The sequence below is a fragment of the Candidatus Hydrogenedens sp. genome, from assembly GCA_035378955.1.
GTDB lineage: Bacteria > Hydrogenedentota > Hydrogenedentia > Hydrogenedentales > Hydrogenedentaceae > Hydrogenedens.
The window spans coordinates 1-15468 of record DAOSUS010000074.1 but is presented as its reverse complement, the minus strand read 5'-3'; the positions used below and the strand labels follow the sequence as shown (position 1 = coordinate 15468).

Sequence of the window (15468 nt, the reverse complement as noted above, 5' to 3'; positions counted from 1 at the left end):
GACCCTGTCTCAGCCTTAAGTAGTTTTCCTTATTTAGGAATGTTGATTTCCATACTCCGTGTTCAAATAGATATGAGCACTGAAGTTTCCACACAATTAGGGTCTGCATTAGATCGTGTAGTCGAGGAAGCACTCCGCGATTATGGAGATATTAAACAAATTCCTTTCGGAATTCTTCCTCCTTTTGATAAAGATATCTCTGTTCCCCAAGGTATAGGTAATGGTGGCGGTTCTACAGTGTATCGTCTTCGTGAAGGTATTGAAAGATTCCTAATTACAGATATAAACAATCCCGCAGCATCAGCACAAGCCCAAAGCTCCGTTTGGATTATGTTTGACCAACTATCAACCAATCCTGCGGCATATAACCATATTCCTGGCGGTTCAAATGTCCTATACATGGATGGCCATGTGCAGTTCCAGAGATATGGCGAATGTGAGCCGGCTCCTGTGAACAGGCCTATGGCTGATCTTGTTGGGATTTTGACATCCAGTGAGTTTTAGTATTTCAATAAATACTACAAAAGCGTCGGTATCTATAAATTAGATACCGACGCTAATTTTTTCCGATTGGTTTTTTTTCTTCAGCCAGGGAAAACTGTAGGAACCTCTGCATTATAATTAATAGAATAAACCCGTCCATTTTGTGCTATAGATAATCTTGCTGCTTCATTTACCAACTCATTATAAAATGAATTTTTGGGAGTGGCAATAATTCCTAAGTTATCTATTCTTTCTATTTCTTCTAATTTCTTTTGTCTATCATCAATACTATCAATTCTCTTCACACACCGTACTAATTCCTCTATTGAAGTATAGCCATACCCTACAGGTTTTAATCCAGGACCGTTCCAGGGGACTAAACGGAAATAATCTGTATTAATCGTATAAAATTTTTTCTTGTGTTCCGTCATTTCTTCTTTAATACTATAACTCACCCCACGAAATTGGTCATCATGTTTCAAAGTCGTTGTGCTATTCTCACTCTCAAAGTATAATTCTAACCCTTGCTGGTTGCTGCCCCCTCCAATATCAGGATAACCCAAGCCATTGATTACAGATAAAATTCCCCCATTCTCATAAGTTACCCTACCATGAGACCATAGATAACCCTCATTCCCGTTAGGGAATGTTCTTTTTATGCCAACGACAGAAACAGAGACCGGTCTTAACCCTGTTATAAAAGTAACAAGGTCTACATAATGACAGCCAACATAAGTAAAAGGGTCAGAAATATCACAGGTAAACCAATTTTGAAAATTACTTTGGCGATAATAATAAGGCTCAATCATTTTCGCTTCGCCAATTATAAATTCTCCGAATAACCCTTTTTGATAATTCTTTCTTGCTAAAAGTGAACGAATATCAAATCGTTTGTGATATTCTACCCCTACAAAAAGCATTTTTTCTTTTGCTATTTTTTCAATTTCCACAAGTTGTTTATAAGTCTGAACAAGGGGTTTGACACAGATTACATGCTGTTCATGGTCAAGTGCTTCCATAATAGCTGGATAATGTAAGTGGTCTGGTAACGCAATAAAAACGCATTGGCGAGGCGATAAAGTTTTAATTGCCTCTTTGTATAGTTCTGGATAATATTTGTCCTCGGGGGTATCCAAAGGGGGAAAAGATTCAAACATCTGTTCGGGGAAAGCTTCTTTAATAGTTGGACTTTCCTGTAAAAATTTTAAAGGTGTAGTATGTCTTGCACAAACAGAAATTTTGCTTATCTCTCCCATTCTTTGCAAATGATATAAACTGGGAAGAATTTGGTCATGAACAATCATTCCTCCACCCAATATAAGAATATTTTTTTTAGGCATAACAAAAGTCCCGTTATTTATAGTTTGAATAATAAGTTATATTGATTTCTTTCTGAAGTTTTTCCAACTCCTGTTTCAGAATTTCTCTTACCTTCTTATTTATAAGTTCATGGTATATTCCTTGTTTCATTTTTTGAAATGGTATTGTCCCAGGAGTGTTCTTTGACAGAATTTTCAAAATATTCCATCCATTGCGGGTTCTAAATGGTGGAGAGACACTCCCCACAGGGCACATTACTAAATAATGTTTTACTTCTGGCAATACCTGTTTTAAGGGCATTTCATAATAGCAATATCCCTGCTTCCTTGAAAAAGAATCTTCTGAAAATTGTTGAGCCAGGAGGAAAAAATCTTCACCTTTTTGAATACGCTTGTATATCGCATTTATTTGTTTCTCCTTTTCGGAATCCCCTATAAAATCTATAATTAGAATATTTGCGAAATCATAAGTATCTGTATTTCTTTTTGCCCATCCCAATTTAACATAATTTTGATATGTTTCTTCTACTTCTTTATCAGTGACAGAAACCGTTTTTTCAATACTTTGAATATATTGTTCAACAATATTCTTTTTCTTGATTTGCTCTTTTATATATTCATCTGTAAGATTACACGATTTTAACCAGCGATGGTATTCCTCTTCTCCTCCCAATAAAGATATACCTTCTTTATAGATATTATTAAACATTTCATCGGAACAAACTATATTCTCTCGTAGAGCTAACAGAAAAATCATGGTTTGTTCAACAATTTCATCCAGAACTTTCTTTTGAAAATTCTGAACATCCTGAGGAGAAAACAAAAGCCCTCTTTTTTTTAATTCGATTTGGCGATACTGCATATAAGCATTGTAATCGGATTTGGTTATTTTTTCGGGACCCACCTGAACCAATAATTCTTCTTGAGTTAAAGAAACATCTTTACTATTATCCGAAGCAAAAATACATCGGGAAATACCGACTAAAATAAATACACTTATAAATATCAGAAATTTTTTCTTCATCGTTTAATAAAACCATTAGACTTGACGGGGTCAACTATAAATTAATGGGTTTGCCAAGACGGGCAGATTTATAAATTTTTTCTATAAGTTCAACCGCATTTCTTCCTTCTCTACCATCAACAGCAGGTTTGCGACCTTTTAATATTGCTTGGGCAAAATCTTCAATCTGACGACGATGTCCCTCAATTTTTAAGGCAGATAGCGGGTCACTGGCACCTGAACCCAATTCTGACTCCTTAGCCATAGATTGCTCTACCTTTGTATCAATAGGCTTTCTCTTATTAAATTTCCAGAAAATAAGTTTCCCATCTTCAAGTACAGCACTACCTTCAAAGCCATGGACTTCTACACGCGCCGGATGTCCAGGCCAAATAGCTGTACTTCCTTCTATTACCCCATACGCGCCATTCTGAAATTCGAGAGTGGCTGTGGCTAAATCTTCAACTTCTAATCCTTCATGAGCAATACATTGCGTTTGAGCATATACTCTCTTCACGGGACCCATAAACCAGAGGAGCAAATCAATTTGATGTATTCCTTGATTCATTAAGGCACCTCCACCATCCAATTTCCATGTTCCTCTCCATGAGGCGCTGGCATAATATTCTTTAGAACGAAACCATTTAATATAGGCATCACCCAAAACCAACTTACCAAAACGATTCTGCTCTATTGCCTGCTTAACCAATCGCGAACCTTCTGCAAAACGACTCTGAAAAATACAACCCAAAAGAACACCGTATTTGTCGGTGGCTTTAATAATACGGTCAATCCGTTGGGTGGTTACTTCCAAAGGTTTTTCCGAAAGGATATGTTTTCCTGCCATAGCACAGTTTTCTGCTATTTCTGCGCGCAGACCACTGGGAACACAAATACAAACGGCTTGAATATCTTTCCGTTCTAACATCTTTTTATAATCCGTATAGGGTTCCGCATTATATTGGCTTGCTAATTTCATTGCGTTCTTTTCAACAACATCTGAAACGGCAACCAATTTTGCATTAGAAATGGCATTTATTGCGGCCGCATGAACAGGACCAATATTTCCACAACCGATAATTCCAAATCCTACTTTCTTCATTTTATTTTCCTCCAATAATTAGTTTATTCATATCACATTTTAATTCTTTAAGATAATAAGTCATCCAGACTACATCGTAAATTATAACTATGATATAATACCAAATCCAACCTTATATATTATGATGTGTTATCTATTTTTGTAAGGATATTTTTATGAAATTATCTCTGCAATTCGGTGCAGGAAATATAGGCAGAGGTTTCTTAGGCCAACTTTTTTATGAAAGTGGGTATCATACTCTTTTTATAGATGTTGTTCCTGAACTTGTTGAACAAATAAATAAAACAAAGAAATACCCAATAAAGATTGTGGGGGAAAAAACATATACTATATTTGTCGAGGACATATCGGCTCTTTTACTTTCTGAAAAAGAAAAAGTGGCAGAGGCTGTTCAAAAATCTGACATCATTGCAACAGCAGTAGGAGCAAAAGGGGTATCGGCTGTCGCAGAGATTCTCTCCATTGGAATTACCAAAAGATTAGAGGAAAAATTTATAAAGCCTCTCAATATTATAATTTGTGAAAACCTCCCAGAACCTAAGAATACTTTTTATCACGAAATAACCTCACATCTTCCCAAACATCTTCTAAAATCTTTTGAAAAACATATAGGATTGGTTGAAGCATCTATTGGGAGGATGGTTCCTATTATCACAGAACAGGATAAACAGAAACATCCTTTATTAGTTCGGGTTGAAGAATATTGTGAACTTCCCGTAGATGCAGATGCATTTAAAGGAGATATTCCCGAAATTAAAGGGATGAAACTATGTCGTCCTTTTTCTGGGTATGTTCATCGAAAATTATATATTCATAATCTTACTCATGCTGTATGTGCCTATCTGGGAAATCTAAGGGGCTATAAATTTATCTGGGAAGCCATCGAAGATAATGAAATATATACAATAGCAAAAAATGCAGGCATTGAAAGTGCAAAAGCCATTAGTAAATTAGATGGTCTTCCTTTTCCCGAACTTGAAGAATATATCAACGACCTATTAAAAAGATATAGGAATAAACATTTAGGAGACCAAATAGAACGCGTAGCAAGAGACCCTATCCGAAAGCTAAGTATGGGAGAACGGTTAATCGGTTCTGCAATGTATTGTCTGAAAGCGGGAATAACTCCTGAAAATATTTCTATAGGGATAGCAGGGGCTATATTCTATAATGGCGACGATGAATCCTCTCAAAAATTGAAGCAAATAAAAAATCTAAACGGCGTTGAGGGGGTATTAAAAGAAATTTGCAAGGTAGAGGAAACAAGTCCCCTATTTAATTTGATAATGGAAGCAATTAAAAAACTAAAAGATAAAAACTGGTTATAAAAACATCAACAGAAGGATAAACCCATGTTTGAAGTAAAAATGCCCAAGTTAGGACAGACGGTAGAAGAAGCTATGATTGTTCAATGGCTCAAACAAGAAGGTGATGAGGTTAAAGAAGGAGAATCTTTATTTACTGTTCAAACCGATAAAGCAGAAATTGAGTTTGAATCTCCTGCAAGTGGAACACTTTTGAAAATATTGGTGGAAGCAGGAATTGAGATACCTGTATTAACTGTTGTTGCACTAATAGGAGATAAAAACGAAGCAATCCCTGCAGAATATACACAAGGAACATGCCCAGGAGTATCACCGAAATCGGAGATTAAAGAAAAATCCAAAATTAAAGAAGAAGCACCCACTACAATTCCTTCTGCACCCACTATTTCACCTCAACCTATTGCAACTTCAGGAGATATTATCGCATCTCCAAGAGCAAAAAAAGTTGCCGAAACTCATAATATTCCTTTGCAAAATATTCAGGGTTCTGGTGTCGGTGGAAGAATTATGTCCTCTGATGTTGAAAATGCTATACAATCACAAGCCAAGGCAACACCCGTAGCCCGAAAATTGGCAGAACAGGAAGGGATTAATTTACAAAATATTGTAGGTTCGGGACCTCATGGAAAAATTATAAAGGAAGATATTGAAAAGGCAAAAGTATCCACTTTTCAAGAAACTACTCCTTCTGCATTGCCCATTACCATGCAAAAAATACCGCTAACACCCATGCGGAAAATTATTGCAGAGCGGATGGGACAAAGTATGCACATTGCACCACACTATTATATAACTGTTGAAATTGATATGACCAATGCAAAAATTTTACGCGGGAAACTACCCTTTAAAGTATCTTTTAACGATATTGTTCTTTATGCAGCCGTAAGGACACTTCGTGAGTTTCCATCTGTAAATGTACAATGGGGTGGTGATTGTATTATCCAGATGCCGGATGTTAATTTAGGAGTTGCTGTTGCATTACCTCAGGGTTTAATTGTTCCAGTAATCAAAAAAGCACAGGAATTATCTTTAGAAGGGCTTGCAAAAAAAGCAAAAGAACTTATTACAAAAGCACAAAATAACAAATTACTACCCGATGACTACACAGGCAATACATTTACAGTATCGAATTTAGGACCTTATGGAGTAGACCATTTTACAGCGATTATAAACCAACCTGATAGTGCTATACTGGCGGTTGGACAGATGAAAGACCGTCCTGTAGTTGTTGACGGTGGTATATTCATTCGTCCTATAATGAAAGTTACAATGTCTTGTGACCATCGCGTAATAGATGGGGCATTAGGTGGACAATTTATGGGTAGATTCCGTGAAATATTAGAATCGGCAGATTTTATGTAATAACAGTAAAAGATAAGGAGAAAAAATAATGGCTGATTATGATGTTGTTGTAATAGGTGCGGGTCCAGGTGGATATGTTTCAGCAATTCGTTCCGCACAAAGAGGTGCAAAAACAGCCGTGGTTGAAAAAAAATATTTAGGTGGCGTATGTCTAAATATTGGTTGTATCCCCACAAAAACATTACTCAATACCGCAGGACTTTATCGCAAGTTTAAAAAAGCAGATGAATTCGGTATTCATGTTGATAATGCACAATTAGACTTAAACCAATTGAAACAGCGGAAAAATAAAGTCATTTCCTTAAACACAGGAGGTATTGAACGACTTTTTAAATCGTACCATATTGACTGGATTAAAGGTGAAGCCACTATCCATCAACCCAATGAGGTTACTGTGGATGGGAAACGAATTACATCAAAAAACCTTATAATAGCCACAGGTGGAAGACCCATTGAATTACCTATCTTACCATTTGACAAAAAACAAATCATTGATAGTTCACAGGCTCTGGAACTAACTGAAATACCTAAACGAATAGGTATTATTGGAGCTGGTGCTATTGGATGCGAATTTTCCTGCATCTGGAACAGCTTTGGAGCAGAAATACATCTCATTGAAATGCTACCTCATATACTTCCTAAGGAAGATGAAGAACTTGCAAAAAGATTGGAATCTATATTCAAAAAAGAAGGCATTCAAGTTTATACAGGGAGCAAATTAAAAGAGGCAAAAATAAAAGACACAGATATTACTCTTTCTATTGAAGGAAGCAAAAATGTTGAAATTTCAGTTGACCTTGTTCTGGTATGTGTAGGGATGAAATGCAATTCCGATTGTATACAGGAACCTCTTCGTAGTGCACTCAAAATCAACAAAAAAGGGGGAATTACTGTAAATGAAAAGATGGAGACAGGGGTTCCGGGAGTATATGCAATTGGTGATGTTATTGACCGCACATGGTTAGCCCATGGTGCCTCTAATGAAGGTATCGTAGCAAGCACAAATGCCACAGGGGGAAATAAACGAATGGATTACCGTATTCTTCCCGCCTGTACATTTACATTCCCGGAACTAGCAAGTGTCGGACTATCAGAAGCGAAGGCAAAAGAACAGGGTTACTCTGTAAAAACAGGAAAATTCCTCTTTTCTGCAAATGGTAGAGCACATGCTATTGGAGAACCAGAAGGTATGCTAAAAATAGTAGGGGATGCTCGTACAGATGAAATTTTAGGTGTTCATATTTTAGGACCCGAGGCGGGAGAAATGATAGCAACGGCAAGTGTTGCTATGAAATTGGAAAGCACTGTCGAAGAATTAGCCGAAACAATCTTCACTCATCCTACTTTATCCGAAGTATTAATGGAAGCCAGTGAAGACTATTATGGAATGAGTATTCACAGCCCGGCAAAGAAATAAACAAAAAGTATAGAGCCTCATTTTTTGGGATTGATACTATAAATCCTTTATAATGATTACATGACGAACATGAACCAGAATTCAACAGCACATTTTAAGAGAGACCATTTATCAGTCTGTCTCTTCTTACTTTTATTCCCTCTGGTAATATTGGTAATAGATTTTTCCTTAAACCAAATACCAGGGAACTATACTTCTTTATATTATAGCCCCTTATGGGTAGAGGGGAAAATAATCAACAATGGGAACTATAACACAGATACAATCACAGATAGTTCAAAATATCTATCCGATTACCTTTATATGTCGCAGGTAAAAAGTCTGTCCTCTCTATTATGGGACAATACTTCCGGGCCAGGTACTCCTTTTCTTGCGAGATGGGAATCCCGTTGTTTTTCTATTTTCAGCATTCCCTTTTATTTCTTACCTCTATGGAAGTCCATTTACATTAGCATATGGTTAAAAATGATAGTGGCCGGTATTGGGGTCTATCTTCTGGCTATATCTTTGGGACTCTTACCCTCCATAGGATTATTTATTGCGATACTATTTCAAGTCAGCGGGCATCTATTTTTTAATCCCATTCATCCCATAACCGATGTAATTGTTTGGTTTCCTTTATATTTATGTTTTGTTAATCTTGTTTTTTATCATTCATTCCGCTATTGGGTTCTACTATGCATATCTATTGTTTTTATGTCACTTGGGGGTAGTGTTGAAACATTAGCCGTCATTTTTGCTTTTACCTTCTTATACTTCATCACGGTATATTTCCTTGCTCGACCCGAAAATAATGCTTATTACATTCCTATTTCATTTGTTATTTTAGCATGGATAACGGCATACGGACTTATTTCTTTTCAGATACTTCCATATATAGAATGGAATAATAACAGAGCCATTATTTCCTCCGTATCACTTATCCCAAATTTAATTTACAAAGATTTGTTAGGTCTGTTTTTACCAGCGGGAATTTCTTCAGGAAATATTCATCTTACCTCCATCATCTTGCTATGCTCCCCTGGAATTTGTTGCATCTTTTTATTGCCTTTATGGTTAAGTGCCCGTTCTCTTATTCATTCTGAAATACGGGGAAAAATAGAGTCCTTTTATGTTGTAAGTTTATTTCTTTTTGTAATCTTTTATCTTATCTCTTGTTTAAACCTACATTTGCCGTATTTCCAAAACATATCTCTATTTCATACAGGCTGGTTTCTTATTCTATCTATGGGTTGCATAATTGGAATGGCGATAGAAGCATGGAATTTATTCTCTCCCGATGAATGTCGTCAGTGTGTAAAAAAATTGTTAGTTTTTGCCATATTGTTTTGGGTCGCATTATTCATATTAGTCCTTGCAGGAAAATTATCCGACAACCCAGAATCTACATCTTTCTGGAAAGAATTTGGATTTGCCTGGCTATTTTTGTTTTTAATATTCCTATACCTGCTTTTTAGCCTCTTTTATCCTTCAGCCCGAAATTCAGGGTATATCGTAACTCTTATCCTTCTGCTTTCCGTCGTGGTAATATATCGTCCTTACCGTATTACAACACCTCTGGAATTGTTAAAAGTAAACGAAGAATCTATCAATAAATTAAAACAATATGGAACGCGGTTTGCTGGACCTGAAGTATTACAAAATTCTGTTTTCCCTATAGATGGTCTAAATATGATGGTTATCTCCCCAGAAAAATGTACCGAAAGATATTCCATTTTCATGAAAAAAGCATTAGAAGACCCCAAACTTTGGTTTAGAGCCGGAACCTCTTGTTTCCTTTTCACATCTATTAAAAATTCTAACCCTGACAATTCTTTTTATAAAATAAGGTCTGAATTAAAATTAGCAGATATGTTCTCATCTGGAATGGCTATATTCAAATCTGATAAGGATAATCCACGGGCTTTTGTTATTTATAATGGAAAGACTACCGATAATGTAAACCCTGATTTACTTTCTTCCAACCTCCCCCATTTTGTAGAAAATGCGCCTATTCCCGAGACAACTTCTGTTACCGAACTATCGGCAGTGGTCGAAGACATCTCCCCTACTCATGTTCGCATTAAAGTAGAAAAGACCAAACCCGGGATACTCGTTTTAACGGATACCTATTACCCGGGATGGTCTGTCAGTGTAGATAATGTTTCCAAAGATATCATACCTGTTAATATTGCTTTTCGAGGAGTGGAACTCAGCGAAGGAGACCACCTGATCGATTTTGAATATCAATGTAAAGGTTTCTGGTGGGGCTTGACAATAAGTATCATTGCCTTCATTTTATTCCTTGTTATAATTCGGTTTTCCTTCCGTTTTTCCAGACAACTCATTTAGAATTTCTCATGTTACTTTCTCTGTCTTATCTACATTAAAAACTAATTCGTTGTTATTATCCGTATCAATTCGAACATGGTCTCCTTCTCCAATTCCCTTAGAAAGAATTTGCATTGCCAGAGCATCTACAACCTTACGCTGGATTAACCGTTTTAAAGGTCTTGCACCAAAAGTTGGGTCATAACCTTCTTCGGCAAGTAGATTTTTAGCAGCATCACTTATCGAAAGTCGTATTTCTCTTTCTGCTAATCTTTTGATAACCTGATTTAATTGCAAATCAACAATTTGCCGTATCTCTTCTTTTTTCAAGGGCTGGAATAGAATAATGTCATCCACACGGTTTAGGAATTCAGGGCGGAAATGATTGTGTAGGATGTTTGTTACATATTCTACCTGTTTTTCATAAGGCATATTTGTTTTCTGGAACACTTCACTACCTAAGTTAGATGTCATGATAATAATTGTATTTCTGAAATCTACAGTCCTACCTTTTCCATCGGTTAATCGTCCATCGTCCAGCAATTGTAAAAGCACATTAAATACTTCCGAATGAGCTTTCTCAATCTCATCTAAGAGAACAACGCTATAAGGTTTCCTTCTAACCGATTCGGTAAGTTGTCCCCCTTCTTCATACCCAACATAACCCGGAGGAGCACCGATAAGTCGTGCTACGGAGTGTTTTTCCATATATTCGGACATATCTATTCGTATCATTGCTTGTTCATGGTCAAACAATAACTCTGCTAAAGCCCGTGCCAATTCTGTTTTTCCTACGCCCGTAGGTCCAAGGAAAATAAACGAACCTATAGGACGATTGGGGTCTTTCAATCCGGCTCTTGCTCGACGAACAGCATCCGATACGACACGGATACCTTCCTTTTGTCCCACAACACGACGGGCAAGTCGTTCTTCCATATTTATCAACCTTTGCATTTCACCTTCCAATAAACGGTCTATAGGGATTCCCGTCCAACTGGATACTATCTTTGAGATATGTTCATCCGTGACTTCTTCACTCAGGAAACTACCATTCTTTTGTATTTCTTCCAATTCTTTCTTCTTCGATTCTAATTCTTGCCTTAATCGGCTTAATTCACCGTAGAGAATTTCAGAGGCTTTTCCTAAATCGCCCTGACGCTGAGCAATTTCGGCTTGCCGTTTTGCTTCCTCAATACGGGCATTGATTTCATGGATTTGGTTTATTACGGCTCTCTCTGTTTGCCATTTAGCCTTCTTGGCATTTAATTCCTCACGAAGTTCTGCAATTTCTTTTTCAATGGCTTCTCGCCTTTCTACTCCGGATTTTTCTGTTTCCTTCTTCAAAGCCAGATGTTCTATTTCTAATTGACGAATTCTTCTATCAAGGACATCTATCTCATACGGCATACTATCAATTTCTATGCGTAATCGCGAGGCTGCTTCGTCTATAAGGTCAATTGCTTTATCCGGCAAAAATCGGTCGGTAATATAACGATGACTTAAATAAGCAGATGCAACAATCGCATCATCACGAATACGCACTCCATGGTGCACTTCATATTTTTCTTTAAGCCCTCGCAGAATAGCGATAGTATCTTCAACATTGGGTTCATCTACAATAATCGGCTGAAACCTTCTCTCCAATGCGGGGTCTTTCTCAACATGCTTTCGATATTCATCAAGAGTAGTTGCTCCTATACAATGGAGTTCTCCCCTTGCTAAGGCTGGTTTTAACATGTTAGATGCGTCCATAGCACCTTCGGCAGAACCAGCACCTATAAGTGTATGCATCTCATCAATAAACAGGATTATATTCCCCTGTGACTCTTGGATAGCTGAGAGAACGGCTTTAAGTCGCTCTTCAAATTCTCCTCGAAACTTACTACCCGCAATAAGAGCAGATAGGTCCAAAGCATAAATCCGTTTATTCTTTAATGTTTCGGGAACATCACCTGAAACAATTCGCTGTGCCAAACCTTCTACTATGGCAGTCTTCCCGACACCAGGCTCACCGATAAGCACCGGATTATTTTTTGTCCTTCGGGATAACACCTGAATTACTCTGCGTATTTCTTCATCTCTTCCGATAACAGGGTCTAATTTCCCTACGCGAGCTAACTGAGTTAAATCTCTACTAAACCGTTCAAGAGCATCATAAGTAGACTCCGCATTAGGGTCATCTACCCGTTGATTTCCTCTTACTTCTTTTAACGCAGATAAAAGTGTAGATTCTGTAATACCTAATTTCTTTAATATTTTCCCTGCATGATTTGTCTTTTCACGAACCATACCTAAAAGGACATGTTCAGAACTTAAATATTGGTCTTTTAATGTTTGGGCAAAATTCCACGATGTTTCTAAAACCTGTTGAAGTTCATAAGACAGATTGGGGTTATGAAGACCTGATGTAACACTCGGGAGTTTTTCCATCTCATGACTTATAGAGGCGTTTATTTGCCCTTTAGAAACACCTAACCTCTGTATAATGGGAACAACTGCTGAATTTTCTTTTGTAATTAATGATGATAATAAATGTAGTGATGTAATTTCAGGATGCCTCTTATTCGTAGCCAAATCAAGGGCTTCCGACAAAGCATCTTGTAAAGGTATTGTTAATCTATCAAATCTCATGGGTTATTACCTCCTTCTTTTTTTATTTGCTTTATTATTAGCAATTGATATGCCAAAGAAAACAGCGGTTTTTTTGCTCATTTTATATAACCCTTGTTGCAAAAAGAGACTTCTTTCGCAACAATGTTCCACTTTAAAACAAAAGAGGCAAACCTTTTTCTAAAGATTTGCCTCTTAAAATTACAATTCAATATTATTAAAATTTTAGCACTGTCATCCAGAAAATATATCCAGCATCGTTGTTATCTGAACCACCCGAGAAATCGGTACCATTGCCTTGAATATAGGCGCCTTGGGCTAAACCATCGCCTACAAATAGGTAGTTTCCGTATAGCATGAACCATAAATCTTTGGAATAATTGTATTTAATCCATGCGGCAATTTCCCAACCGATATCACTCTCTCCTTCATCTGTCCAGAAGCTAAGCAATGGTGCCGCATAGAATTTTCTCCCCAATACCTTAAATGTCTTGGGTGGGTCAAATGGAAAAACAATTCCATCGTAAGCACCATGGACATGTAATAAAATTTTCTCTGTTGGTTTGAGTTCAAACCCTAATTGCACCTGCCAGTAGTTAGATAACCAACCATTATCATTCACAGTAGGTAAATAGTTCTTATCTGAGAAAAGACGATTAAATGAATGACTTGCTTCAGGTTCATAAAATGGATTTAACCAATCCCAGAAATTAATGCTACGATTGTCATGTCCCTGGAAATATACACCTAAAGTATAAATTCGTGGAGACCATTTAACATCTTCAAAGGTATATCCAACCGTAAGTTCAGCACCCAAATCACCCCAATGAGCATCATCATCACCATAAATCATTCCAATGGGTTTAAAAGTTGCACCTAAAGAATCAGCATCCCCAAATTGATATGCCAGTTCTAAATCATAATCAAAACCTGTGGATTTACCAAATGCACGAATACCTACTGTATGTAGTTTGGTAACACCATAATCATCGCGACCGACTAAATCTTCAGCAAATTCCATAATGGGATTTCCGGTTGTATCGTGCGGACTTAAACCATCTCTTAAGAAATACCAATAAGCAGAAACAGTCAATGGCTTCCATCCGGCATAAGTTCCATAAATACCATAGAAATCTATATCACCATCCTGTTCAATCTGGAATCGGTCATTAAGTTTTGACGCAAAGGCATCAACTGTCCAATCTCCCTGTTTATAGGTTAATCGAATAGCATCATGTGAAGAATATTGAGAAGGGGTTAGCATATTGGTTACCAACCAGCCTTTGCCCATAATTAAATCCTGACGACCTACGCGTAATGTTAATGGAGCACCGAACAATTCCCGAACTTCTACATAGGCTTGTTCAATTTCTACATCGTCTTTGGAATCAGCGCGTGTGTCTATACCCGTAACATAATCCCGCGAACGGAAATCTTCACCCCAGATATGCCAATCATAAAATTCGATGAACGCAGAAACATTATCCGTAAAATCTGCTTTGAAATTCAGCAATACAGAGGTCTCATACCTTGTCCAATCGGAACCTTCGTCATCCCATTTTAAAATAGATGAAATTCTATTTCCGCCGACAGGTCTTTTCTGGATAAATGCAGGTGGTATCCTTTCCGTTCTTGGTGCAAAGGTATTAATATACCACCGACCGCGGATTCTCAATTCACCCCCAACTGACACACTCTGCAATTCTGCAACTGCTACGGATGTAATAGTTGCACACAAAATAAATACAATCGTCCCCTTCCACAAAAAAGATTTGTTCATTTAAGTACCCTTTCATCAAATTATTAATTTTATTGTTTATAAAATAACCCATCAGTAAATCATACTTTTATAATGATAGTAAATAAATAACAAAAATTTCAAATAGTATATGAATATTTTTTTATATCCTTTTGTTAAATATAAAAAAATAAAAGGAGATATAAATATGGTTGCCGTTAATTCCGTTATGTTACCTTTAGGGACTGAAGCACCTGATTTTTCTTTAAAAGATACAACAGGCAAAATAGTGCAAAGAGACGATTTTCGAGGACGAAAAGGTTTGCTTGTTATGTTTATATGTAACCATTGTCCATTTGTCAAACATATACAAAAAGAATTGGTGAAACTAACAAATGAATACCAACCTAAGGGTATAGGTATCGTAGGAATAAATTCTAACAATGCAGAAAAGTATCCCGAAGATTCTCCTGAAAAGATGAAAGAGGAAGTCGCAAAAGCAGGGTATACTTTCCCCTACTTATATGATGAGACACAAGAGGTAGCCAGAAAATATAAAGCAGCATGCACACCGGATTTCTTCTTGTTTGATGAAGACTTTAAGTTGGTATATCGTGGACAATTTGATGACTCACGTCCGGGTAATAGCAAACCAATAGATGGCAAAGATTTGAGAAATGCCTTGGATTGTTTATTGGAAGGTAAACCCATACCTGAACATCAGAAACCCAGTATCGGTTGTAATATCAAATGGAAACCAGGCAATGAGCCTGATTATTTTTTGAACCAGTAATATTCT

Annotated in this window: 11 protein-coding genes; 6 read left to right on the top strand and 5 right to left on the bottom strand. The window is 36.9% G+C overall.

The features are described 5' to 3' along the window. Positions 1-504 (top strand): hypothetical protein (locus PLA12_12110; GenBank protein ID HOQ33240.1); only part of this gene is annotated, 504 nt, incomplete at its 5' end. Between the two features lie 80 nt (positions 505-584). Here the strand turns inward: PLA12_12110 and PLA12_12105 are convergent. Genes PLA12_12105 through PLA12_12095 form a run of 3 tightly spaced genes read right to left on the bottom strand, consistent with a single transcriptional unit; the run spans position 585 to position 3907 of the window. Further along, a complete protein-coding gene (locus PLA12_12105) occupies positions 585-1823 on the bottom strand; it encodes a Gfo/Idh/MocA family oxidoreductase (GenBank protein ID HOQ33239.1) in 1239 nt (412 codons plus the stop codon). Between the two features lie 13 nt (positions 1824-1836). Beyond that, the gene (locus PLA12_12100; GenBank protein ID HOQ33238.1) at positions 1837-2826 is read right to left on the bottom strand and encodes a peptidylprolyl isomerase; all 990 of its coding nucleotides are present in this window, start codon (positions 2824-2826) and stop codon (positions 1837-1839) included. 34 nt (positions 2827-2860) lie between these two features. Beyond that, entirely contained in the window at positions 2861-3907 is a 1047-nt protein-coding gene (locus PLA12_12095; protein HOQ33237.1) for a Gfo/Idh/MocA family oxidoreductase, read from the bottom strand. 155 nt (positions 3908-4062) lie between these two features. On the opposite strand from PLA12_12095, the gene PLA12_12090 reads away from it, so the two are divergent. From PLA12_12090 to PLA12_12075, 4 genes are all read left to right on the top strand, one after another. Further along, the gene (locus PLA12_12090; protein ID HOQ33236.1) at positions 4063-5235 is read left to right on the top strand and encodes a mannitol dehydrogenase; all 1173 of its coding nucleotides are present in this window, start codon (positions 4063-4065) and stop codon (positions 5233-5235) included. Between the two features lie 24 nt (positions 5236-5259). Beyond that, entirely contained in the window at positions 5260-6594 is a 1335-nt protein-coding gene (locus tag PLA12_12085) for a dihydrolipoamide acetyltransferase family protein (GenBank protein ID HOQ33235.1), read from the top strand. Between the two features lie 28 nt (positions 6595-6622). Next, positions 6623-8011: a dihydrolipoyl dehydrogenase gene (gene lpdA / locus PLA12_12080; GenBank protein ID HOQ33234.1), complete on the top strand. Its 1389-nt coding sequence runs from the start codon at positions 6623-6625 to the stop codon at positions 8009-8011. 69 nt (positions 8012-8080) lie between these two features. After that, positions 8081-10342, top strand: coding sequence for a YfhO family protein (locus PLA12_12075; protein ID HOQ33233.1), 2262 nt, complete (start codon positions 8081-8083; stop codon positions 10340-10342). Between the two features lie 6 nt (positions 10343-10348). Here PLA12_12075 and clpB read toward each other — a convergent pair whose 3' ends face one another. Next, positions 10349-12952: an ATP-dependent chaperone ClpB gene (gene clpB / locus PLA12_12070; GenBank protein HOQ33232.1), complete on the bottom strand. Its 2604-nt coding sequence runs from the start codon at positions 12950-12952 to the stop codon at positions 10349-10351. A 196-nt stretch (positions 12953-13148) separates the two neighbouring features. Then, positions 13149-14711: an alginate export family protein gene (locus tag PLA12_12065; GenBank protein ID HOQ33231.1), complete on the bottom strand. Its 1563-nt coding sequence runs from the start codon at positions 14709-14711 to the stop codon at positions 13149-13151. Positions 14712-14877: 166 nt separating this feature from the next. Between PLA12_12065 and PLA12_12060 the strand changes: the two genes are divergently transcribed. Next, positions 14878-15462, top strand: a complete 585-nt coding sequence (locus PLA12_12060) for a thioredoxin family protein (GenBank protein ID HOQ33230.1) — start codon at positions 14878-14880, stop codon at positions 15460-15462. Positions 15463-15468: the final 6 nt, after the last annotated feature.